Origin of the sequence: Ruegeria arenilitoris, assembly GCF_013035315.1 — a bacterium.
In the GTDB taxonomy this organism is placed as follows: domain Bacteria; phylum Pseudomonadota; class Alphaproteobacteria; order Rhodobacterales; family Rhodobacteraceae; genus Ruegeria; species Ruegeria arenilitoris_D.
Window position 1 is genome coordinate 307774 of record NZ_WQHP01000001.1, and the last position, 22191, is coordinate 329964.

Genomic DNA, 22191 nt, shown 5'->3' on the forward strand with positions numbered 1-22191 from the left:
GACAGATGAACATCAGCACCCTGCCCCCTCAGATCACAGTCAACGGCGTTCGCCTGAACGCGACACCCGGCCAACGCCCCGTGCGCGTCGATGAGTGCATTACGATCTGCGAGCTGTTTCAGAAACGCTGCGCCGAATTGGGTGATCGCACGGCCCATCGCGAAAAGGACTTTGGGATCTGGAGGTCATACTCCTGGGCGGATTACTGGAATCATGCCAAATGGATCGGTCTGGCGCTTCGCAAGCTGGGTCTAAAGCGCGGAGAGGTCGTCTCGATCCTGTCGGAAGACAGCAAGGAATGGGTCTGGTTCGATATGGGTATTCAGGCTGTCGGGGGCATTGCGTCAGGCATCTACACCACAGACTCGGCCAGCCAGTTGCAATACCTGATCAATGACAGCGGCAGCCGTTTTCTGATCGTCGAGAACGAAGAGCAGTTGGACAAGTTCCTGCAGATCGAGGACGAGGTGCCTGAGCTGCTGAAAGTCATTATTCTGGATGATGAGGGTCTGCATGACCTGAACCATCCCCGCTGCATGATGATTGAAGAGTTCTACAAACTGGGCCAGCAGGCCGAGACCGAGGAGCCCGGCCGGTTCGAAGCCGAAATCGCGCTCGCCACGCCGCAGGATACCGCCCTTTTGGTTTATACCTCGGGTACAACGGGTATGCCCAAGGGCGCGATGTTGAGCCATGAAAACATTCTGGCAGCCATCGAGTGTGGCGCTCATTCCCTGCCAACCCAAAGCAACGACGAACAGCTCTGCTTTCTTCCGCTGTGCCACATTCTGGAGCGCGACGTTTCCGTCTATTTTCCACTGGCTGCGAAATGCACTGTCAATTTCGCCGAGAGCCCAGAGACGGTGTTTGCCAACCTGCAAGAGGTCTCGCCCTCGACCTTTACCGCCGTTCCGCGCGTGTGGGAGAAGATCTATTCCCAGGTTCAGATCATGGCGCAGGATGCTACGCCTGCTGGTCGGGCTGCCTATGGTATGGCAATCAAAGCCGGATTGGCGCGGGCCGAGTACATTTTGGAGGGCAAACCTGTGCCCGCCGGAGTGGCCGCGCAATACTGGCTATGGGATCGACTGGTCCTGCGCAACCTGCGTCGAATGCTGGGCATGGACAAGATGCGCCGTGGCGGATCGGGTGCGGCCCCGATCTCGACCGATCTGTTGAAATGGTATTGGGCCATCGGCGTACCACTGATCGAAGGGTTCGGGATGAGCGAAACCTCGGGCCTCGCCACGCTGAACACGATCGAACATAACAAGATTGGAACCGTCGGGTGCAGGGTTCCCGGTAATGACATCCGCATATCGGAGGAAGGTGAAATTCAGCTGAAGGGTCTGAACATCTTTCAAGGCTATTGGCGCAACAACGCCAAGACGGCGGAAACGTTCACCGCAGACGGATGGCTGCGCACCGGCGATATCGGGTTCATCGACGATGACGGCTATGTCACTATCTCGGGCCGGATGAAGGACATCATTATCACCGCCGGCGGCAAGAACATCACCCCGGCCGAGATCGAAAGCCGATTGAAGTTCAGCCACTATATCTCGGACGCGGTGATCATTGGCGACAAGCGCAAATACCTGACGGCGCTCATCATGATCGATCAGGAAAACGTCGAGAAGTTCGCTCAGGACCGGAAGATTCCGTTTTCGAATTTTGCCTCGCTATGCGCTGCGGCTGAGGTCAAGGATCAGATCCAGGCCGAGATCAACGCGGTCAACAAGGACTTTGCCCGCGTCGAGCAGATTAAGGATTTTCGCCTGATAGACGTGCTTCTGACAGCAGATGACGATGAGCTGACAGCGACCATGAAGCTAAAACGCAGTTTTGTGGAAAAGAAACACAGTCATCTGATCGAAGATATGTACAAATAGTAAAAGGGATAACCCAAAGGGAGGACTAAGATGAGGAATGTGATCACGCGGCTGGCGGCTGCCACCGCTTTGACAGCTGCGGCAAGTTTCGCCAGCGCACAGACCCAAGGCGTCACCGATGATGAGATCGTCATCGGGTCAGTCAATGACCTGAGCGGCATCTTCGCGGCTGTTGGCGTTCCGGCGATCAAAGGGGCCAATGTCTATTTCGACCGCGTCAATGCAGAAGGCGGCGTGCACGGGCGTCAAATCCGCTACGTCGTCGAAGATAACGGATACCAGATGCCGCGCGCGATGCAGGGCTATAACAAGCTGCTGAATCGCGACAAGGTGTTTGCCATGCTGCAATCCCTTGGCACACCGATGAACCTGGCCGGGTTCAAGCTGTTGGATCCAAAGGGCATTCCGAACGTCGCCCCCCTGACCGCCGCGCGGCAAATGCTGCAAGATCCGATGGACAACAAATTCACGTCGTTCTCGACCTATTTCGATCAGAGCCGCGTCGGGGTGAAGTATCTGGCCGAGCAGTTTGGGGCGCAGAATGTCTGCACCATGTATCTGCCGACCGACTTCGGCGAAGAGATTCTTGAAGGCAGCAAGGCCGGAGCGGAAGAAGCCGGTATCAATTTTGCCGCAGAGACCACGCATAAACCCGATGAGGCGGATTTCGTGGGGTCGCTCAGCAAGCTCAAAGAAGAAGGCTGCGATATCGTCACAATCGCATTGGGCGTGCGCCAGGCGATCACCGTGGTCGGAACGGCCAAGAAGATGGGCCTTGAAGAAATGAAGTTCCTCGGCACCTCGGCCAGTTTCCTGACCGTTGTCGCGCAGGTTCCCGGTGGTGTGACCGATGGCTTCTATGCCGCCGCCTCATGGCAGGACCTTTGGGCACGTGCCGACGAACCCGCCCCTGCTGCCTTTATCGAAGAGTACAAAGCTGCGACTGGTGAAGACCCTGTTGGTTTCGCCATGCTGGGGTATGCCGCTGCGGACATGATGGTTCGGGCTCTTGAAGCCGCTGGCCCGGATCTGACCCAGGAAAGCTTTATCGCCGCGATGGAGACGCTGGATTATCAGGATGACCTGGTCGGCAATCATATGACCTTTGGTCCGGATGACCACCAAGGCGCGGACTCGGTTTATGTCAGCGTTGTCGAAAATGGTGCCTGGAAGATGGTGTACGAGGAATAAACCCGACCCCTGTTCCAACGAAAAAGGGCTCGCAGATGCGAGCCCTTTGATTTTGTGCACTCGGCAGCGAATTAACGCTTCGAGAACTGGAACGAACGACGCGCTTTGCGCTTACCGTATTTCTTACGTTCAACAACACGGCTGTCGCGGGTCAGGAAGCCAGCAGCTTTCAGAGCACCACGCAGGGACGGATCGTACAGCTGCAGCGCTTTCGAGATGCCGTGCTTGACCGCGCCGGCCTGACCGGTCAGGCCACCGCCTTTGACGGTTGCAACAACGTCGAATTCACCTTCAACGCCGGCAACCTGGAACGGCTGGCGCAGGATCAGCTGCAGAACGGGACGCGCAAAATACTTGTCCTGATCTTTGCCGTTCACGGTGACCTTGCCGGAGCCCGGCTTGATCCAAACGCGGGCAACAGCGTCTTTACGCTTACCGGTGGCGTAGGAGCGGCCCAGCTCGTCACGTACGGGTTCACGCACGATGACTTCTTCGGCCACGGTTTCAACGCCTGCGACGGCGCTCAGCTCTTCGAGAGTATTGATCTGATCAGCCATCGGTCATTAGCTCCGGGTGTTTTTCTTGTTCATGGACTTAACGTCCAGAACTTCGGGGGCCTGGGCTTCGTGCGGGTGCTCGGCACCGGCGTAAACGCGCAGGTTGGTCATTTGCTGACGCGCCAGACGGTTGCCCGGCAGCATGCGCTTGACCGCTTGGGTCACGACGCGCTCGGGGTGTGCACCCTCGAGGATCTGCTGCTTGGTGCGCGACTTGATGCCGCCCGGGTGGCCAGTGTGCCAGTAGAAGTTCTCTTCGCGCTTCTTGCCGGTCATCTGGATTTTGTCAGCGTTGATCACGATGACGTTGTCGCCCATGTCCATGTTCGGGGTGAACGACGCTTTGTGCTTGCCACGCAGGCGCATGGCGACGATCGAGGCAAGACGGCCCAGAACAACGCCCTCGGCGTCGATCAGGATCCATTTCTTGTCGATGTCTGCAGGTGTTGCAGAAAAGGTTTTCATGGCAGGATAGTCCTGTTTGATGTGAAAGACCGCCCCAAGGCGGAGCGGCCCGAATTCGATGGAGCGTATTTAGAGGGCACGGGCGTGCAGGTCAACATCGCCAATCGTAATTAAAATGATATAAAACAGTAGGTTATAAAATAGGTATTATTTTACCCCATATATTTTGGGCCTGATTGGCATACAGAGTGAGCGTTAAGTAACTCGACAGGCTTCGATTTGGGAGAATCCACGCAATGAACTGGCAACAAACTGTGTCCGACTATGGGGCAGCATGGCAAGAAGCCGACCGCAGCAAAAGGCTGGAAATCCTGGCCAGGTGCTTTGCCGAAGACGGAACATATGTCGACCCCATGGCACGGGTACAGGGCCGGTCTAACCTTTGCGACCATATCGGAGAGGTCAAGCAAAGCACGGGTGGCAGGCTTGAGCTGACAAGCAAGGCCAGTGGCCATAATGACGTTGCCCATTTCACCTGGCGCCTGGTTGGTCCTGATGGCAATGTCGTCGTCGCAGGCCACGACTTCGCGCATTTGGATTCCGATGGAAAGATTGCGCTTTTAGCCGGGTTCTTCGGCGACCCTGAACCCTTGAGTTAGGCGTCAGACACTGATCTGTTCAGGCGGATTGTCTAGCAATCGACGCAAGCGTTGCATGGCATCCTCGAACCGATCCAGTGACACATGGCCATTCATAGCGATGCGCACCGCATTGGGTGCGCGGCCGTCTCGCAGGGCGAATTCATCGGCTGACCGCAGTTGAATCCCCTCGCGCTCGGCTGCGCGGCTAAAGGCTGCGGCGCGCCAGCCTGAAGGGAGGCTAAGCCAGACAAAGGGCACATCCGGTGCCCAATTCAGATCGAACCCACCCAAGGCGTTTACGGCGACCCGAACATATTCGCCCATTCTGGCGCGAACGTCCTTGGCCACTTGCGCTGTTCGAGGATCTGAAAGCAGCAGCCGGGTCAGCTCGGCCAACGGCTGCGCGAGGCCGAAATAGCCGTATTCGGCCGACCGCCGCAGGTCCACACTGCGTTCGCGCGGGGCAATCGCGAAACCAACACGCAATGCAGGCGTCAGGATTTTTGAGATCGACGAAACGTGCCAACCCCTCTCGGGTGCCAGAGCGCGATAGCTAGGCTCACGAGCATCGCCCATTCGATAACAATCGTCCTCAATGATTTGCAAATCATAACGCCGCGCGACCTCGACGACCTCTTTGCGGCGTTCAAGCGGTGTATGCGTTCCTGTAGGGTTTTGCACCTCTGGCGAGACACAGACCGCCTGTACCGAGGTTTGGCGCAGAACATGCTCCATAGCTGCTGGGTCGATGCCCCACTTGTCCATTTTGATCCCGACGACCTCTGCACGCATCAACTCCCCAGCACGACGAAAACCCGCATAAGACAGGTCTTCGACCAGCACGACAGGCTTGGGACCGCGCAAAATTGTTTGAAACACCAGACAAAGCCCGTTCTGACCACCATGGGTCAGCACCACATCATCGTGGGTCACTGGACCGAGTGGTAAGTCCGACAGCCAATCGACCACAGCCTGGCGCATCGGCTGATAAGCGTCGCGGGTTGGATAGTTCATCAGCAACTGGGGGTCGGCTTGTGAAACTTTCTTCAGGCATTCCCGGATCAAAGCCACCTGCCCCATATCCGGCAATCGCGGGCTGAACAGGCTGACATCGGCGCTGTATTTGTCTTCGCGCAGGTGAAGCTGGCGCGCCCATACGTCGTCCAAAAGCGGGGATTTTGGCGGGGCGACAAATGTACCACGTCCAACCTCGGCTTGTAGCAAGCCCTCGTCCGTCAGAATCGTGTAAGCACGCGCCACGGTGCCAGGAGTGATTTGTAACCGATACGCAAGTTCGCGGACCGGAGGGAGTTTCGTTCCAACCTCCAGCGCCTTGTTTTCAATCGCTTTTCGTATTGTGTCAGCCACCAGAGTGTACTTGGGGCCTTTGGATTTTGGCAGTGCTTCGGGCCAAATTGTATCCATTACAATTCTTCCTTTGCTTTTGGCACAATCTTGAATGTATCAAGCACATGTACCGAACATTTATGCTTTGTGTCAATACAATTTGAAGGGATACCCAAGATGACACGCCACATGCACAACCCCGCCCTCTTGCTGCTGAACGATAGCCCCCGGCTGCCGATGATCGCCGCGCTGGCCGTGCGGTTTGCGGCGACTGTCACTATGTGGGAACGACAGCGCCGCAGCAGGATTAACCTGTCGCAGTTGGATGACCGGTTGCTGAAAGACGTTGGTCTGACGCGCTCGCAGGCCAACCGCGAGGTCAAACGCTATTTCTGGCAGTATTAACCAATCCCCAGTCCCAAACGGGACCTCTTCCTAGGCCGGGTTTTCCCGGCCCTTTTTTATCCGAACGCCGCTGCGGCAGACCCTGCAGGCGGCAAGGAATAGGTCATTGTGGCCCGCGCCACTGGTTTATCGGCGCCCTCCGAGAACATCAGCACATCGCCCACGGCAAGTGTCTTGCCCAGTTTCAGCAACGTGCACCGCGCGATCATATCCGCCCCGCCATCAGGTTTTCGCATAAAGTCCATCGAACACCCGGTGGTGACGGCCAGCGACTGCCGCCCTTTCAATGCCAGGATCAATGCATAAACGCTGACATCGGCCAAGCTGAACATGGATGGCCCTGACACCGTACCCCCCGGTCGCAGATGCCTGTCTTCGACTTTAAGTCGCACGGTGATCGAATTCTCGTCCACCTTTTCGATGGCAAAGTCACGCTCGACCTGTGGAAACACTTGGGCCAAATACTCTGACAGCTGTTCACGGTTCAAAACCAACGACATACTTCCCCTCCTCGACTTGCCGCCCTAGAGTTGGCCTCACATCAGATCGGAGGGCAAGATGGGAATTCTGGAACGTAACGACACAGGCGGCGTCACACGGCTGAAAATGAACGCGCCTGAGCGTCTGAACGCCCTGAGTGACGAGATGCTGGCTGCCCTTCAGGCCGAGTTCGATGCCTTAAGCGACGACAGCAGTATCCGCGCGGTGATCTTGTCCGGCGAAGGCAAGGCATTTTGCGCCGGTCACGACCTGAAACAGATGACTGCCGGTCGCCAGAGCGAAGATGGCGGCAAGGCCTACTTTCAGGATCTCTTTTCCAGATGCGCCAAGATGATGTTGTCGATCCAGTCCCTGCCCCAACCGGTGATTGCGCAGGTCCACGGCATCGCCACAGCTGCCGGGTGCCAAATGGTCGCGACCTGCGACCTTGCAATCGCGGCCGAGGGGACGCGGTTCGGCGTGAATGGCGTCAATATCGGGCTGTTTTGCTCGACCCCTATGGTGGCCCTTAGCCGCAATATTCCCCGCAAACAGGCGTTCGAGATGTTGACGACCGGCGAATTTATCACTGCTGACCGCGCGGCTGAACTGGGGCTGGTCAATCGCGTCGTACCCGAGATGCTGTTGGAACATGAAACCAATGCTTTGGCTGAGCAACTTGCGGACAAGCTTGGGTCAGCTGTCAAAGTCGGAAAAGAGGCCTTCTACAAGCAGCTCGAAATGCCAATTGAACAGGCCTATGCCTATACCGGAGAGGTAATGGCACAGAATATGATGCATCGGGATACCGAAGAAGGGATTTCCGCATTTATCGAAAAAAGACCGCCAAATTGGGACCAATAACGCGATTGTCAGGGGAAAATTTCGCCACTGTTAGCATTTTTATTCTTTTCAAAAGGGCAACACTGTGGCAATGCTGAGACAAGGCCTTGGCCTCAGATACGCTTTTGGGTCGCTGTAAGCGGAAGGTCCCTCCAAGCTGGTTTCTCTCACCGGCGTTGACATTCCCGCTGCGGCGACCCCAAGTACCCCCATAAAACATAGGGCTTCAAAGACTGCACGCAGGCCATGTTGCGTTGTGCGATGCTCTGCCCTATGTGGCACCTAATGACACAGAAATTGCATATCGTGGGCGGCGGCATGGCCGGGTCCGAAGCGGCCTGGCAGGCGGCGGAAATGGGCGTAGATGTGGTGATCCACGAAATGCGGCCCAAAGTAGGCACGTTTGCGCACCAAACCGGAAATCTGGCCGAGATGGTGTGTTCGAATTCGTTCCGCTCGGATGATGATGAACAGAACGCGGTTGGTCTGCTGCATTGGGAAATGCGCGCGGCCAATGGTCTGATCATGACCGCCGCTGATGCGCATCGCCTGCCCGCAGGTGGCGCGCTGGCTGTCGATCGCGATCCTTTTGCCGAGGCGGTCACCGCGAAATTGCTGGCGCATCCTCGTGTTGAGGTCACAGGCGAAGAGGTCACCGCCCTGCCTGAGGACGGCCACTGGATCATCGCGACCGGTCCTCTGACCTCATCCTCGTTGGGTGAATCGATCCGTGCGGAAACCGGCGCCGAAGCTCTGGCCTTTTTCGATGCGATCGCCCCCATCGTCTATGCCGATAGCATCGACATGAGCAAAGCGTGGATGCAATCGCGTTACGACAAGGGCGAGACCGAGGAAGAGCGGACCGCCTATCTGAACTGCCCGATGGATCGGGATCAGTACGAGGCGTTCATCGACGCCCTGCTGGCTGCTGATAAAACCGAGTTCCACGAAGGCGAAACTGCCGGGTATTTTGATGGGTGCCTGCCCATTGAGGTAATGGCGGAACGGGGCCGCGAAACACTGCGCCACGGGCCCATGAAACCGGTGGGTCTGACCAATCCGCATCAGCCGGACGTGAAGCCTCACGCCGTGGTGCAGTTGCGGCGCGACAATGCCCTGGGCACATTGTTCAATATCGTCGGCTTTCAGACCAAGATGAAGTACGGCGCGCAGACCGAAGTGTTTCGGATGATTCCGGGTCTGGAAAATGCTAGTTTTGCACGTTTGGGCGGGATTCACCGAAATACCTTCATCAACTCGCCAACATTACTTGATGCGCAGATGCGTTTGAAATCAAAGCCGAACATCCGCTTTGCCGGTCAGATCACCGGTGTCGAGGGCTATGTCGAAAGCGCTGCCATGGGGTTGCTGGCCGGTCGCCTCGCCGCTGCGGAAATCCTTGATCGCACCCTGCCTGAAATCCCTCAGGATAGTGCTATGGGCGCGTTGATCCACCACATCACCGGAGGGGCCGAGGCCAAGACGTTCCAACCGATGAACGTGAACTTTGGCCTGTTCCGCCCTGTGGATGGCCTAAAATGTGGTCGGCGGGGTCGCAAGGATCGCTACAAGGCCTACACCGATCGTGCCAAGGCAGAATGGACCGACTGGCTGGCGCATTGCTGACTGGACGCGTTGCGTGTTACCGGCCTAAACTGCGGGCATGAGTGAAAAATACCTCAAGGACGCATACGGGCTGGAAACGCCCGAAGCCACCCGCGCGCACTATCAGAAATGGGCCTCGTCCTACGATGCCGAGGTCGGATCGCAGGGCTACGCGACCCCCGCCCGGGTCGCCGAGGCGCTATGGTCAAAGATGCCCGAGCCGCAGACACCCGTTCTGGACTATGGCTGTGGCACCGGGTTGTCCGGTAAAGCGCTGCATGATGCAGGGTTTCGGGTGATCGACGGCATTGATCCGACCCCGAAGATGCTTGAAGGGGCCGAGGCCAAGGGCGTTTATCGGTCCCTGACCACATTTGAGATCACCGACCCCAATCCCTTGCAGCAAGACGCGTACCGGGCAATCACGGCCATCGGCGTCATTGGCACCGGTGCGGCGCCGCCCGAGACGTTCGATCTGTTGATGAAAGCGCTGCCTAAAGGTGGCTTTGTGGCATTCTCGTTCAATGATCACACGCTGGCTGACCCCAGTTTTACCAGCCGCCTGTCCGATTGGCTGGACATGGGCGCGGCGCGGTTACTGTTTCGGGAGTACGGACCGCATTTGCCGGGAATGGACCTCAAGTCTGACGTATATGTTGTTGAGAAATCGTGACATTTGTTACTCGGTTCGCCCCGTCTCCTACGGGGCCGCTTCACCTTGGTCATGCCTATTCTGCGTTACTCGCCAGTGATATGGCGGCCGCCGCCGCTGGTAAGTTCCTGTTGCGGATCGAGGACATTGATCGCTCGCGCTGTCGTACGCATTGGGAAGATCAGATCTATGACGATCTGAGCTGGCTTGGATTGACCTGGCCAGATTCAGTGATGCGTCAGTCCGAACGTCTGCCAGCTTACGAAGACGCGCTGAGAGAACTCTGGTCGCGCGGTCTGCTATACGCCTGCACCTGCAACCGTCGGGACATTGCCGCCGCAGCCGGAGCACCGCAGGAAGGCGTACCCCTGCACGGCCCCGACGGGATCATTTATCCCGGCACCTGCCGGCATGTATCCGAGAGGTCCGGTCCCATGCCGACCGAAACGCCCCTGCGTCTGGACATTGCAGAGGCAGCCGCTGCTTCGGGCTTGTTTAGAACTGCCTCAGAAGTTATTCACAAATCGAACTTTTTTATGGAATCCGGTGTGGGCCCAAACGGCGAAACCGGGCAAATCGCGTTCACTGCGCAAGAGCTAACGGACAGCATCGGGGACGTAGTCCTGTCACGCCGCGACATGGGCACGTCCTATCATCTGTCCGTAGTGCTGGATGACGCGGCTCAGGGCGTTACGCAAGTGGTGCGTGGGCAGGATTTGTTCGAGGCCACACGTATACACGTGTTGTTGCAAGCACTGCTCGGCCTGCCGACACCCGTATATCACCACCACAAGCTGATACGCGATGACTCGGGAAAACGCCTCGCCAAACGGGACGATGCCCGAGCCATCGCCAAATACCGCGCCGAAGGCGCAACGGTCGATCAAATCAGGGCCATGGTCGGGCTGTAATCGACCTATTCCATGGGCTTCATCAGCTCAACTTCGCTACCGTCCCGCACAGCGGTGTAGAAACAGGTGCGCCGGTTCGTGTGACAGGCCGCCCCGGTCTGCCGCACCAGAACCAACAGGCAATCACGGTCGCAATCCACCCGGAAATCAACCAACTCCTGGACATGGCCCGAGGTCTCACCTTTGATCCAGAACGATTGGCGCGAACGCGACCAATAAGTTACCCGGCGTGTTTTCAGCGTTTTTTCAACCGCTTCGGCGTTCATCCAGGCCATCATCAGAACTTCGCCAGAGGCTTCATCCTGCGCAATGGCGGGGATCAGACCGGCCTCATTGTATTTCAGGCTCGATGGATCGAATGTGATGGTCTCGGACATTATAAAAACCTTTTGCATCCCGGTGCATGGCCACTATGTATGGGGAACACGCAACGAGGGAAAGCCATGTCCGGCGAGAACGACCTGATCAAGCTGTATTCCGGGCGCATTTTGGCCCTTGCCGCAGATATTCCGCATCTGGAGCGGCTTGAGAACCCTGATGCGACCGTCAAAAAGCGCTCGCCCCTGTGTGGGTCAACCGTCACCGTGGACGTCAAGGTTCAGGATGGTCGGGTGTCGGGATTCGGTCAGGACGTTAAAGCCTGTGCGCTGGGTCAGGCCTCGGCTTCGGTTGTCGGATCGGCTGTGATCGGCGCGACACGGGCGCAGATCGAAACTGCGCGGGATCAGCTATCGGATATGCTGAAAAAAGACGGCCCCGCCCCGGATGCGCCGTTTGACGGGCTGGAAGTACTCATGCCCGCGCGTGAATACAAGAACCGCCACGCCTCGATCCTGCTGGCGCTGGATGCAACTGCTGAGGCAGTTGCGCAGGCCGAGCAGGCCAATTGCGCCTGAGCATGGTAATTCGCTACAAACCAATCTAACCTCCGCGCAAAGTTGGGGGAGTTTTTGGTTTGAATAATTTGCTGGAACATTTCGTCACCCTTTGGGTGGTTATTGACCCGATCGGCACCATACCTGTTTTTATCGCGGTTACAGCGGGCCTAAGCGCCGCTGCGCGGCGTAAAACGGCCCTGTTGGCCGCGATCATTAGTGCCGGCGTTCTGTTGTTCTTCCTTGTCTTCGGGCAGTTGTTGATCGAGGCTCTGGATATTGGCTTGAACTCATTCCAGGTGGCAGGCGGGATCATTCTGTTCCTGTTCGCGCTGACCATGATTTTTGGCGAAAGCAAGCAGGACATCGAACAGCGCGCCGCCGAGGACGATCAAGAAGACAAGTTTCACCAGCACAACCCTGCTATTTTCCCGCTGGCGGTGCCGTCTCTTGCATCACCGGGCGCGATGCTGGCGGTGGTGATCCTGACCGACAACAGCCGTTACAGCGCGACAGATCAGAGCATTACCGCATTGGTCATGCTGTCGGTCGTCGCGATCGCCTTTGTTTTGATGTTGCTTGCCGAGCCTATCATTCGTCTGATCGGCCACTCGGGCGCTGCCATTATCAGCCGGATCATGGGCATGATCCTTGCTTCGGTCGCGGTAAATTCGGTTCTGTCGGCGATGTTGGAAATCTTTAGAACCGGGCAGCTATAAAAAAAACCGCCGCACCTTCCGGGCGGAAAGGGCGGCGGCAGGCAATGCGTGTCTCGTGTGGGATCCGGTTTTCCGCGCAGGGCCGAGGCATGGCCCTTTCAAGGGAATTGGGACAGGCAGGTCACCCTTGACTGAAATGGGGACGACAGCACGGTATTTTCGGCACGAGATCGCAGGCAGAAAGGGTCAGAACGTTCCGGGTAGGTGAAGGGCAACGACCAAAATAACCACCAGGGACACCGCGCCCGCCGCATCCTGCAAAAGCGTGGACTGCGAGCGGCTAATGGCGGTTCTGATCTGGGTTAGCATGGTCTCACCTCCGGTCGGGTTTTAATCCTTTGTTGACCTTTTGTTCTCATATTTTGCCGAGTCGGTAAAGAACTTTTTGCGAACATTTGTGAACTTATGGGAACGCTTTCGCTAACCCACTGAAATCAAACGGATTGCTTGGTCCTGCTTCATCAGCCATAACAGAACACGCACCGCTTGCCCTCGGTCCGAGGTCAGTTTTGGGTCTTTGCTCAACAGGTTGCGCGCGTCGGACTGAGCGACAGCCATCAATCCGGCCTGACGCTCCAAATCCGCAATGCGGAACTTTGGCAATCCGGACTGGGCGGTTCCAATCAGGTCGCCCGCACCGCGCATCTGCAGATCCGTCTCGGAAATTCTGAACCCATCTTCGGTCTCGCGCAGAACCTCAAGACGTTTGCGCCCACCCTCGCTGAGTGGTGGTTGATACATCAGCAGGCAAGTTGAATCCGCCTCTCCGCGCCCAACCCGCCCGCGCAACTGGTGTAGCTGGGCCAAACCGAATATCTCAGCCCGTTCGATCACCATGATCGAGGCATTGGGTACGTTCACCCCCACCTCAATTACGGTCGTAGCGACCAAAACTTTTGTGCGACCATCCTGAAACGCGGCCATGGCTGCATCTTTGTCAGCGGCGGGCATCTGGCCATGAACAAGCCCGACCATACCTTCGCCCAATACAGCGCGCAGGCGTTTGAAGCGTTCTTCGGCAGCTGTCAGATCTGAAACCTCGGATTCGTCGACCAACGGGCAAACCCAATAGCACTGTCGGCCTTCATCAATCGCTTTCCGCAGATGCGCGACGACTTCCTCCATCCGGTCCGTGCTGATGATGGCAGTCTTGATAGGCTTCCGCCCTGGCGGCTTTTCATCCAGAACCGAGACATCCATATCCCCATATTGCGCCAAGGCCAGACTGCGCGGGATCGGCGTTGCCGTCATGACCAGAACATCCGCACCCTGCCCTTTTTCCGACAATTCCATCCGCTGTCGCACACCGAAGCGGTGTTGTTCGTCAACAATGGCCAGCCGCAGGGCCTGAAACTCCACATCGCTTTGGAACACCGCGTGTGTACCGACAAGAATCTGAATGTCGCCCTGTTTCAATGCTGCCAGTTTGGCGCGTCTTTCGGCACCTTTGTCGCGACCCGTCAGGATCTCCAATACGACGCCAGCCTCTTCCGCCAGCGGGCGCAGACCGTCGAGGTGCTGCCGAGCGAGGATTTCGGTCGGAGCCATCATCACACCCTGACCGCCCGCCTCAACTGCAACAAGCAGCGCCATGAAGGCCACCAGAGTTTTCCCTGCGCCAACATCACCTTGCAGCAGTCGGTTCATACGCGCGTCCGACCCCATATCCGCGGTTATTTCCTTGATCGCCCGCATCTGAGCGCCGGTCGGCTTGTAGGGAAGATTGGCCAGGACTTTGGACTGCAACGCGCCGGACCCGATACTCACGATCCCTCGCGCCTTGCGCTCGCGTTGACGTGCAAGAGCCAGCGTCACCTGATGGGCAAACAGTTCATCATAAGCCAGACGTTCCCGGGCGGGCGCATGGATCGCCACATCATCTGCGCCTTGCGGATTATGTGCCGAGGTTATGGCCGTTGCCCAATCCGACCAACCCTGCTGTGCGACCTGTGCCGGATCAATCCATTCCGCTAACTTGGGTGCCCGAGCCAGCGCACTGCGAGCCGCTTTGTACGCTGTCTTTTGCGTAATCCCTTGCGTCAGGTGATATACCGGCTCGAATTCGGGTATGTCGCGTGCATTTTCCACCGGCAGCATATGATCGGGATGAACCATCTGCGCCATGCCGTCAAAAAGCTCCAGCTTGCCCGAGATCACCCGGCGGCTGCCCTGTGGAAGAACCTTTTTGAGGTAATCACCCCGCGCGTGAAAGAAGACCAACTGGAAATCTGTCTGCGCGTCCTCGACGTGAACGCGGTAGGCTCCGCCCCGATTTCGCGAGGGTCGATGACTGCCGACCGTGACCTCAACCGTCAAAGTCGTGGGCAGATCGGCCCCTTTGATCGTATCCCGCCGTCGGCGGTCGATGACCGCGTAAGGCAAGCCAAACAGCACATCGCGCGGCGACTCGATCCCCGCCTGCACCATGGTTTGCGCGGTCTTGGGGCCCACGCCCTCAAGCGTTTCCAACCCAGCGAATAGCGGAAACAGCGTTTCGGGACGGCCGCTCATGCGCTGCCGATCAGGCTCAGCCATTCGTCTTCATCCAGAGTTTCGATGCCAAGCTCGGCTGCTTTCTTGGCTTTCGATCCTGCGCCCGGACCCGCGACCAGCAGATCGGTCTTTTTGCTGACCGAGCCCGAGACCTTGGCCCCAAGCGCTTCGGCGCGGGCCTTGGCCTCTGCGCGGGTCATTTTTTCCAGCGTTCCGGTGAATACAACCGTCTTGCCCGCCACGGGGCTGCCCGAAGTATCAGGGCGTTTGGCGTCCTGAACCGTGAGTTCGTTGACCAGATCGTCAATGCTGGTGCGTTCGGCTTCCTGCGCAAAGGCGGACACCAGCGCGCGGGCCATCACTTCGCCCACTCCGTCAATCGCAAGCAGTTCGTCCCATTCGGGGCCTTGGAATTCAGCGGCGGCAGTCACCGCACGTTCGAAATCCGCCCAGGCGCCATAATGGTTCGCGATCAGATTGGACGCGGCTTCACCCACATGGCGGATGCCGAGGGCAAACAGCAGTCGTCCAAAGGGTATATGGCGCTTTTCATCGATTGCAGCCCAGAGGTTTCCGGCGCTTTGCGCGCCCCAGCCCTTACGGTTTGCCAGCTTGTTCAGATTGGCCGCATCCCTTTTCTGCAGCGTGAATATGTCGACGGGCGTTCGGATCGGCAGATCGGGATCATCATAGAACATCTCGATCTGCTTCGCGCCCAAACCTTCGATGTCGAAGGCTTTGCGGGATACGAAATGCTTCATCTTTTCAACAGCCTGCGCGGGGCAAATTATGCCGCCGGTGCAACGGCGAACTGCATCGCCCTCTTCACGGACAGCATCGCTGTGGCATTCCGGGCAAGAGGTGGGAAAGACGTAAGGTGCGGCCCCTTCCGGCCGCTTTGAAATGTCCACATCCGCCACTTTGGGGATCACGTCGCCCGCGCGATAGACCTGCACCCAGTCGCCGACCCGGATGTCCTTGCCATCGCGGATGGTACCCCCCTTCGCGTCGCGACCGGCAATATAATCCTCGTTATGCAGCGTGGCGTTCGACACCACGACGCCACCGACGGTGACCGGGTGCAACCGTGCAACAGGGCTAAGCGCGCCAGTTCGACCGACCTGAATGTCGATCGCCTCTAATCGCGTCCAGGCCAGTTCGGCCGGGAACTTATGAGCAATCGCCCAGCGAGGCGTTGTGGAGCGAAACCCCAACCGAGCCTGAAGCGCCAGATCGTTCACTTTGTAGACCACGCCATCGATATCATAGCCCAACGTAGCGCGTTGCGCTTCGATACCAGCGTAGTGATCGAGCATTTGCTTTGTCGTTTCACACAATGCGGTCAAAGAGTTGGTCGAGAAACCTAAAGCTTCCAGCCGTTCGATGGCGCCCATCTGTGTTCCGGACAAAGGCTCTGATAGCTCGCCCCAAGCATAGGCAAAAAAGCGCAAGGGTCGGGATCGCGTGATTTTCGCATCAAGCTGACGCAACGATCCCGCAGCCGCATTGCGCGGGTTGGCGAAAGGCTTTTCGCCAAGCTCGGCCTGTCGGGCGTTGAGCTTCTCGAAATCATCGTGGGACATATAGACTTCGCCGCGCACCTCCAGAACATCTGGCGCGCCGTCGATGCTGTGCGGTATGTCGGCAATGGTGCGGGCGTTTGCGGTCACGTTTTCCCCGACTTCTCCGTCACCGCGCGTTGCAGCCTGGACAAGCTTTCCCTGTTCGTAGCGCAATGACAAGGACAACCCATCGATTTTCGGTTCGGCCGTGAAGGCCAGAGCGGCCTTGTCATCAAGTCCCAGATACTTTCGGATCGAGCGGTCGAAATCCGCCACGTCCTCGTCATCGAACGCATTGCCCAGTGACATCATGCGCACAGCATGCTCGACCTTGGAAAAGCCTTCCGCCGGACGGGCACCCACCTGATCCGAGGGGCTATCGGAACGCTTCAACTGCGGGAACCGTGCCTCGATTTCCGCATTGCGCCGCTTTAGCGCGTCATACTCTGCATCAGAGATGTCAGGGGCATCTTGTGCGTGATACAGCGTGTTTGCCCGAGCGATCAGACCGGCCAGCCTCTTAAGCTCTGCGCGTGCCTGGTCTTCTGTCAGCTCGGTTATTGAAAGTGAATCGCTCATGCCCTCGCCCTGTCACGTCGTCTTTGATCCCAGTGATAGGGCGAGGGCATGGCTAGGTCCAGCCGTGCTGTTCAGTGAGTGAGCGGGCCGCCCTGGACCAGCGGCGGCTGAATTTCACGAAAGGTCAGGCTCCAACCGCGATCCGGCGGTCATCCACGCTGTTGCTTTGGGGGTCTCGAAGGACATATCCCCTGCCCCAGACCGTTTCGATATAGTTTTCGCCGCCCGTTGCGTTGCTGAGTTTCTTTCGCAGCTTACAGATGAACACATCGATGATCTTAAGCTCAGGTTCATCCATGCCGCCGTAGAGATGGTTCAGGAACATCTCTTTCGTTAACGTGGTTCCTTTGCGCAGGCTGAGCAGTTCCAGCATCTGGTATTCCTTGCCGGTCAAATGCACGGCTTTGCCTTCAACCTCGACGGTTTTCGCGTCCAGATTAACAGCCACACGTCCGGTATGGATGACGGACTGCGAATGCCCCTTGGACCGCCTGATGATCGCGTGAATACGCGCCACGAGTTCTTCGCGGTGGAAGGGCTTGGTCAAGTAATCGTCGGCGCCACAGCCAAAGCCTTTGATCTTGCTTTCAGTATCATCCGCACCTGACAGGATCAGGATTGGAGTTTCGACGCGAGAAATGCGCAGTTGACGCAGAACTTCATGCCCATTCATATCCGGTAGATTCAGGTCCAGAAGGATCAGGTCATAATCGTACAGCTTGGCAAGATCGATGCCTTCTTCGCCCAGGTCCGTCGCGTAGGCGTTCAGATTGGCGTGCGTCAGCATCAATTCGATGCTTTTGGACGTGGTGGGATCATCCTCGACAAGAAGAATACGCATTTACTGCTCCAATTCGGGTCAATTAACCATTTTCAATTCAGCCTGTACAAAAAATGGTTAATTTGACGTTATCGTTGAATCATTTATTCACGCTCATCTTTAGGTTGTCGATGTTTTCTTAAAGCAGTGACCTTGAAAGCGTCCGTCCCGTGGTCAGCCACCGCGGATACCCACGAATTGAACTCTTCATCGCTGAGACCGTACCTCTTCTTGGCATCTGATAGCGAAATCAGCCCATATAGAACGCCGCGCACCACGATGATCTTACGAGAGGCGACCCATCTGGTCGTCTCGGCTGGTGGCAGATCAGCACGCGATAGAACCGTTCCATCAGGCAGGGTTACAGACCTTGGCCCTTCGACTTTGTGCAAAAACATCTCTCGCCCCTTTTTCAACTGCGACAAAGCTGCCAACAGCCTACTTAATGCCGCGTGAAACCGCCCCTTGAGAGTGTGTAGAATTTTCCTATATTCTGCCGGTCTTTCTTAACGCGCACTGGAATCGTCATGGCCCTCGATACCGAGACACCGCTGAACTCGCTTGGCTTTGCCAAACCCCCGTCGGAAACACGGGTGGTTGTGGCCATGTCCGGCGGCGTAGACAGCTCCGTTGTCGCCGCATACCTCGCTGATCAGGGCTATGACGTGGTTGGCGTGACACTGCAGTTGTATGATCACGGCGCGGCGCTGGCTAAAAAAGGCGCGTGTTGTGCTGGTATCGATATCCATGATGCCCGCCGCGTCGCCGAAGAGCGCGGCTTTCCGCACTACGTTCTGGATTACGAGAACATTTTCAAGGACGCCGTGATCGATGAGTTCGCCGACAGCTATCTGGCCGGCGCGACTCCCGTGCCGTGCATCCGCTGCAATGAGCGGGTGAAGTTCAAGGACCTGCTGGAAACCGCCAAAGATCTTGAGGCCGATTGCATGGCCACCGGGCACTATATCCAGCGCAAGATGGGTGCTAACGGCCCCGAGCTGCACAGCGCTGAGGATGCGAACCGGGATCAATCCTACTTCCTGTTCTCGACCACGCCCGAGCAGCTGGACTTTCTGCGCTTTCCGCTGGGCCACCTGCCCTCCAAAGACGCGACCCGCGAGATGGCCGCGCAGTATGGCCTGTCGGTGGCTGATAAGCCCGACAGCCAGGACATCTGTTTCGTGCCCAATGGCAACTATGCCAGCGTGATCGAGAAACTGCGCCCTGGCGCTGCCGAGCCGGGCGAGATCGTTCATGCCGACGGTCGCGTACTGGCCCAGCACAACGGCGTGATCCATTACACAATCGGTCAACGCCGCGGTTTGGGGATCGGCGGACTGACCGAGCCGCTATACGTTGTGAAACTGGACGTGGACAAAAAACAGGTTGTCGTCGGCCCGAAAGAGATGCTGGCCACACGCACTGTTCCCGTGCGTGAGATCAACTGGTTGGGAGACGAACCCTTTACATCGCGTGATGAATGGCACTTATCAGTAAAAGTACGGTCCACGCGTCCGCCGCGTGAAGCGATCGTCCGGCCCCTGTCGGACACCACCGCTGAGGTCGAGCTGCTGACACCGGAAGAAGGCATCTCACCCGGTCAGGCTTGCGTGTTCTACGCCAATGAAGGTAGCCGCATCTTTGGCGGCGGCTGGATCTGGCGCGGGTATTAAACCTCGGGGATCACAATACGTCTGTCGGGCTGTTCACTAGGATATACAGCCCGACGGCAACCATGATGTAAGGCGCGATCCGGTCCAATCTTGCGAACCTCGGACCAAGCACCTGCGCTCGCGGCGCGCCCCAGCTGGCGATTAGGATTAACGCTGTCAGGGCGCACCCCGCCCCAATGAGCGCCGTCACGCGAAACGCAGGCGCCGAATCCGCAAAAAGCGGTGTCATTGCCGCCAGCGTATCCATCGAAAGACTAAGAAACAGGGCAATGACTGAAGGTGTCGCCCCTGAATTGGTGTGTCGACGCACATCCGAGCCCTTGGCTTGTTGCCAAATACCGTACAACCCAAGGGACAACGGTATGAAACCAAGATAACCTACCCAATCCAGAAATCTGCTCTGATCCAGCCCGGTCGCAATGATCAGCGCCAAAGCCAGGATGATAGTCTGCGCCACAGCAAATCCGACAACAGCACGGCGTGTCTGGATCACCATTATCAGACCAAAGAGAACGACCAGATTGTCCAGATTGGTCGAAACGGTAACAATCGCAGCTGAAATTGCGAACAGGATATGTTCAAGCATGGTGGTCGGGCAGCCTGTTCAATACCGCACGCGCTGCGCGCAACCCCGGTGCTTCGCCGCCGCGTCCCAAGCGATCCATGGTCAGGTCCATCGCGTTCTGCTGCGCTCCCGGGTTTGTAGCTACATCTGACAATGCCGCGGCGATCTTGGCCGGTTCGCAATCATCCAACAGGCATTCGGGCACTGCACGAGTATCAGAGACCAGATTGACCAGTGTCACGGTGTCCAGGTTGACCATCCGCTTTGCAATCAACGTGGTCAGCCAGTTTAGGTTGTAGGCAATCACCATCGGTGTCGCCTGCGCCGCCAACTCCAGCGAGACTGTCCCAGACGCGGCCAAGGCAAGATCGGCTGCTGCGAAAGCTGCACGCTTTTGCGCCTGTGCCTGATCCGAGGGTAAATTGCGTGGATCAACGACGACCGGCGACCCGGGCCAGTCGCGGACATGCACGGTCACTGCATCGACCATATGGGCCACTGCCGGAACCACGACGCGTGTACCCGGGCGGTTCTCCAGAAACAAGCGTAGTGCCTCACCGAACACAGGGGCAAGCCGATCGACCTCGCCCCGGCGCGAGCCAGGCAGAGCCAGCACCAGCGGCGCCTGCCCCAAACCCTGCGCCTCGCGAAAGGCTTGAATGTCATGATCGGTGGCAACCGGTTCCCCCACGACGGGGTGGCCGACAAAGTCGCACTCCATCCCCGCGCGCTCCATATAGGGCGGCTCAAACGGTAGCAGGGCCAGCACATGGTCGATGACCTTGGCCATTTTGTCCGCGCGCCCTGGCCTCCAGGCCCACACGCTGGGAGCGACGTAGTGCACGGTCCGAGTGCTACTCTGTTCTTTGACCAGCTTTGCAACGCGCAGCGAGAAATCCGGACTGTCGATGGTAATCAGCACATCCGGCTTGGTATCCAGAACCGCCTGTGCGGTCTCAGCAATCCGCCGTTTGAGGTGGAAAAACTTGGGTAGGACCTCGACCAGCCCCATCACCGAAAGCTCGGACATCGGAAACAGGCTGTCCAAGCCTTGTGCTTCCATTAAGGGGCCGCCGACGCCGTGGAATTCCACCTCGGGAACCAGCGTACGTAACCCTTCCATCAGTGCTCCGCCAAGCCGGTCCCCCGAAGGTTCACCGGCAACGACGAAAACCCGCATCAGTTCGTCCGCTCGCGCACGTAGAGGAACAAACCTAGCCGATCGCATTCGGCAATCACTCGGTCTTTCTCAAGAACGAGAACACCGCCCTTTTCGATCACGATCCCCGAAAGACCGGCCGCAACCGCGCCCGAGACGGTATCGGGTCCAATGGCTGGCAGATCGGCACGACGGTCCTGGTCCGGTTTGGGAGCTTTAAACAGCACGCCGCCGCCTGCATCGGGGCGTTGCGTCAGCGACTGCAGCATCCAAGCGGTGCCAAAAATGTTCTCGATGGCCAGCGCCTGTCGTCTCAGGACCACGCAGGCCTGCCCGAGATCTGCCGCACCCATCGCGCTTACAATGCCAGAGGCACGGTCGGCGTCAGCCAGATCCGCCTCGGACGGCTGCGCCTGTGTCAGGCATCCAAGTTGAGGCAACAGGTTCGGCGCGATTTCATGCGCGGCCTTCACCTCAAGCCCGGCCTCTTCAAAAATGCCGATTACTGCGCGCAGTGCAGCGTCGTCACCCGACATGATGGCCTGCTGCAGAATTGGGACCAGAGGCATCGTTGCCGCATCGATCCGCGCCGGGTCAATCGGGGGGCGTCCGACGGCACCGGCCATGCAAATCTGGGTCACGCCGCGCGCTTTGATCTCGGCGATAAAGCTGCCGACCTGTTCCAAAGGAAACTCGACGTCCGGGGTCAGAGTATCGGGCCGAAACCCCTCCATCGCGCAGATGACCGGGCGTTCGCTCAATTGTGCGACGACCTCGCCCGGCAAAACGCCCGTTCCCGCAATCAGCGCCAGCATGC

24 protein-coding genes are annotated in these 22191 nt (G+C 57.8%); 11 read left to right on the forward strand and 13 right to left on the reverse strand.

Going from position 1 to position 22191, the window contains the following annotated elements:
* Positions 1-5 precede the first annotated feature (5 nt).
* Both GOV53_RS01520 and GOV53_RS01525 read left to right on the forward strand, forming a co-directional pair.
* A complete protein-coding gene (locus GOV53_RS01520; RefSeq protein ID WP_170463734.1) occupies positions 6-1892 on the forward strand; it encodes an AMP-dependent synthetase/ligase in 1887 nt (628 codons plus the stop codon).
* 30 nt (positions 1893-1922) lie between these two features.
* Positions 1923-3083 carry an ABC transporter substrate-binding protein gene (locus GOV53_RS01525; RefSeq protein ID WP_170463736.1) on the forward strand — a complete coding sequence of 387 codons (1161 nt, stop codon included), beginning with the start codon at positions 1923-1925 and terminating at the stop codon, positions 3081-3083.
* A 71-nt stretch (positions 3084-3154) separates the two neighbouring features.
* Here GOV53_RS01525 and rpsI read toward each other — a convergent pair whose 3' ends face one another.
* Together rpsI and rplM are read right to left on the reverse strand one after the other, a co-directional pair.
* Positions 3155-3640 (reverse strand): 30S ribosomal protein S9, encoded by a 486-nt coding sequence (gene rpsI / locus GOV53_RS01530; protein WP_039535473.1) that lies wholly within the window; start codon positions 3638-3640, stop codon positions 3155-3157.
* A gap of 6 nt (positions 3641-3646) precedes the next feature.
* Positions 3647-4105, reverse strand: a complete 459-nt coding sequence (rplM, locus tag GOV53_RS01535; protein WP_039536983.1) for a 50S ribosomal protein L13 — start codon at positions 4103-4105, stop codon at positions 3647-3649.
* 236 nt (positions 4106-4341) lie between these two features.
* Between rplM and GOV53_RS01540 the strand changes: the two genes are divergently transcribed.
* Positions 4342-4704, forward strand: a complete 363-nt coding sequence (locus tag GOV53_RS01540) for a nuclear transport factor 2 family protein (RefSeq protein ID WP_170463738.1) — start codon at positions 4342-4344, stop codon at positions 4702-4704.
* A gap of 3 nt (positions 4705-4707) precedes the next feature.
* On the opposite strand, the gene GOV53_RS01545 is transcribed toward GOV53_RS01540, so the two are convergent.
* Positions 4708-6111, reverse strand: coding sequence for a PLP-dependent aminotransferase family protein (locus GOV53_RS01545; RefSeq protein ID WP_170463740.1), 1404 nt, complete (start codon positions 6109-6111; stop codon positions 4708-4710).
* 99 nt (positions 6112-6210) lie between these two features.
* On the opposite strand from GOV53_RS01545, the gene GOV53_RS01550 reads away from it, so the two are divergent.
* Positions 6211-6438 (forward strand): DUF1127 domain-containing protein, encoded by a 228-nt coding sequence (locus GOV53_RS01550; RefSeq protein WP_170424957.1) that lies wholly within the window; start codon positions 6211-6213, stop codon positions 6436-6438.
* Between the two features lie 56 nt (positions 6439-6494).
* Here the strand turns inward: GOV53_RS01550 and GOV53_RS01555 are convergent, their stop codons facing one another.
* The gene (locus GOV53_RS01555; RefSeq protein ID WP_170463742.1) at positions 6495-6938 is read right to left on the reverse strand and encodes a PaaI family thioesterase; all 444 of its coding nucleotides are present in this window, start codon (positions 6936-6938) and stop codon (positions 6495-6497) included.
* A gap of 58 nt (positions 6939-6996) precedes the next feature.
* Between GOV53_RS01555 and GOV53_RS01560 the strand changes: the two genes are divergently transcribed.
* The 4 genes from GOV53_RS01560 (at position 6997) to gluQRS (ending at position 10929) form a co-directional block, all read left to right on the forward strand.
* Entirely contained in the window at positions 6997-7782 is a 786-nt protein-coding gene (locus GOV53_RS01560; RefSeq protein WP_170463744.1) for an enoyl-CoA hydratase, read from the forward strand.
* A 264-nt stretch (positions 7783-8046) separates the two neighbouring features.
* Positions 8047-9387 (forward strand): methylenetetrahydrofolate--tRNA-(uracil(54)-C(5))-methyltransferase (FADH(2)-oxidizing) TrmFO, encoded by a 1341-nt coding sequence (gene trmFO, locus GOV53_RS01565; protein ID WP_170463746.1) that lies wholly within the window; start codon positions 8047-8049, stop codon positions 9385-9387.
* A gap of 37 nt (positions 9388-9424) precedes the next feature.
* Positions 9425-10039 carry a class I SAM-dependent DNA methyltransferase gene (locus tag GOV53_RS01570; protein WP_170463748.1) on the forward strand — a complete coding sequence of 205 codons (615 nt, stop codon included), beginning with the start codon at positions 9425-9427 and terminating at the stop codon, positions 10037-10039.
* Positions 10036-10929, forward strand: coding sequence for a tRNA glutamyl-Q(34) synthetase GluQRS (gene gluQRS, locus GOV53_RS01575; RefSeq protein WP_170463749.1), 894 nt, complete (start codon positions 10036-10038; stop codon positions 10927-10929). Before GOV53_RS01570 ends, gluQRS begins: the two co-directional genes overlap by 4 nt.
* Positions 10930-10934: 5 nt before the next feature.
* Here the strand turns inward: gluQRS and hisI are convergent, their stop codons facing one another.
* Positions 10935-11324, reverse strand: a complete 390-nt coding sequence (hisI, locus tag GOV53_RS01580) for a phosphoribosyl-AMP cyclohydrolase (protein WP_170463751.1) — start codon at positions 11322-11324, stop codon at positions 10935-10937.
* 48 nt (positions 11325-11372) lie between these two features.
* On the opposite strand from hisI, the gene GOV53_RS01585 reads away from it, so the two are divergent.
* Positions 11373-11825: an iron-sulfur cluster assembly scaffold protein gene (locus GOV53_RS01585; RefSeq protein ID WP_170463753.1), complete on the forward strand. Its 453-nt coding sequence runs from the start codon at positions 11373-11375 to the stop codon at positions 11823-11825.
* Positions 11826-11884: 59 nt separating this feature from the next.
* The gene (locus tag GOV53_RS01590) at positions 11885-12523 is read left to right on the forward strand and encodes a MarC family protein (RefSeq protein WP_170463755.1); all 639 of its coding nucleotides are present in this window, start codon (positions 11885-11887) and stop codon (positions 12521-12523) included.
* 186 nt (positions 12524-12709) lie between these two features.
* Here the strand turns inward: GOV53_RS01590 and GOV53_RS21405 are convergent, their stop codons facing one another.
* The 5 genes from GOV53_RS21405 to sciP all read right to left on the reverse strand — a co-directional run bounded on the left by GOV53_RS21405 (position 12710) and on the right by sciP (position 18375).
* Positions 12710-12832 carry a hypothetical protein gene (locus GOV53_RS21405; RefSeq protein WP_302477663.1) on the reverse strand — a complete coding sequence of 41 codons (123 nt, stop codon included), beginning with the start codon at positions 12830-12832 and terminating at the stop codon, positions 12710-12712.
* Between the two features lie 111 nt (positions 12833-12943).
* Positions 12944-15034, reverse strand: a complete 2091-nt coding sequence (gene recG / locus GOV53_RS01595) for an ATP-dependent DNA helicase RecG (RefSeq protein ID WP_170464520.1) — start codon at positions 15032-15034, stop codon at positions 12944-12946.
* Positions 15031-17157: an NAD-dependent DNA ligase LigA gene (ligA, locus tag GOV53_RS01600; RefSeq protein WP_170463758.1), complete on the reverse strand. Its 2127-nt coding sequence runs from the start codon at positions 17155-17157 to the stop codon at positions 15031-15033. Before ligA ends, recG begins: the two co-directional genes overlap by 4 nt.
* 124 nt (positions 17158-17281) lie before the next feature.
* Entirely contained in the window at positions 17282-17998 is a 717-nt protein-coding gene (gene ctrA, locus GOV53_RS01605) for a response regulator transcription factor CtrA (protein ID WP_170463760.1), read from the reverse strand.
* An 83-nt stretch (positions 17999-18081) separates the two neighbouring features.
* Complete coding sequence (gene sciP / locus GOV53_RS01610) at positions 18082-18375, reverse strand: CtrA inhibitor SciP (protein WP_170463762.1); 294 nt, start codon at positions 18373-18375, stop codon at positions 18082-18084.
* Between the two features lie 129 nt (positions 18376-18504).
* Here sciP and mnmA point away from each other — a divergent pair, with 129 nt between their 5' ends.
* Positions 18505-19650, forward strand: coding sequence for a tRNA 2-thiouridine(34) synthase MnmA (gene mnmA, locus GOV53_RS01615; protein ID WP_170463764.1), 1146 nt, complete (start codon positions 18505-18507; stop codon positions 19648-19650).
* Positions 19651-19660: 10 nt separating this feature from the next.
* Here mnmA and GOV53_RS01620 read toward each other — a convergent pair whose 3' ends face one another.
* Genes GOV53_RS01620 through GOV53_RS01630 form a run of 3 tightly spaced genes read right to left on the reverse strand, consistent with a single transcriptional unit; the run spans position 19661 to position 22189 of the window.
* Positions 19661-20236 (reverse strand): hypothetical protein, encoded by a 576-nt coding sequence (locus tag GOV53_RS01620; protein WP_170463766.1) that lies wholly within the window; start codon positions 20234-20236, stop codon positions 19661-19663.
* Positions 20229-21395 (reverse strand): lipid-A-disaccharide synthase, encoded by a 1167-nt coding sequence (lpxB, locus tag GOV53_RS01625; protein WP_170463768.1) that lies wholly within the window; start codon positions 21393-21395, stop codon positions 20229-20231. Before lpxB ends, GOV53_RS01620 begins: the two co-directional genes overlap by 8 nt.
* Complete coding sequence (locus tag GOV53_RS01630; protein WP_170463770.1) at positions 21395-22189, reverse strand: LpxI family protein; 795 nt, start codon at positions 22187-22189, stop codon at positions 21395-21397. The genes lpxB and GOV53_RS01630 overlap by 1 nt, the downstream gene beginning before the upstream one ends.
* Positions 22190-22191: the final 2 nt, after the last annotated feature.